We start from the raw sequence: 668 nt of genomic DNA on the forward strand, positions 1-668 counted from the left end.
GCGGTGGAGGCGGTGGTGCGGTCGCGGCCGGAGGCGGTGCTGGGGTTGGCGACCGGGTCGTCGCCGTTGCGGGTGTACGACGAGCTGGCGCGTCGGCATCGTGAGGAGGGGTTGTCGTTCGCGGGGGTGCGGGCGTTCATGCTGGACGAGTACGTGGGTCTGCCGGTGGAGCACCCGCAGCGGTACCGGAACGTGATCGAGACGGAGATCGCCTCGCGGGTGGACTTCGCCGAGGGGGCGGTGCAGGGTCCGGACGGCAACGCACAGGACCTGGTCGCGGCGTGCGCGGCGTACGAGGAGGCGATCGCGGCGGCGGGGGGTGTGGACCTGCAGATCCTGGGGATCGGCACGGACGGGCACATCGCGTTCAACGAGCCGGGGTCGTCGCTGGCGTCGCGCACGCGGATCAAGACGCTGACGGCGCAGACGCGTGAGGACAACGCGCGGTTCTTCGGTGACGACGTGGAGCAGGTGCCGCGGCGCTGCCTGACGCAGGGGCTGGCCACGATCATGGGTGCGCGGCACCTGGTGCTGCTGGCCACGGGCAAGGGCAAGGCCGAGGCGGTGCACCAGCTCGTGGAGGGGCCGGTGAGCGCGTTGTGGCCCGCGACGATCATGCAGATGCACCCGCACGCGACGGTGCTGGTCGACGACGCCGCGGCCTCGCG

General features: G+C 72.3%; 1 protein-coding gene. It reads left to right on the forward strand.

Annotation, left to right across the window (positions count from 1 at the left end; all coding sequences use genetic code 11):
* The coding region (gene nagB / locus GYH36_RS19125; RefSeq protein WP_162290703.1) for a glucosamine-6-phosphate deaminase at positions 1-668 on the forward strand (668 nt) is incomplete at both ends.

The organism is Cellulosimicrobium composti, assembly GCF_010287905.1.
Lineage (GTDB): Bacteria > Actinomycetota > Actinomycetes > Actinomycetales > Cellulomonadaceae > Cellulosimicrobium > Cellulosimicrobium composti.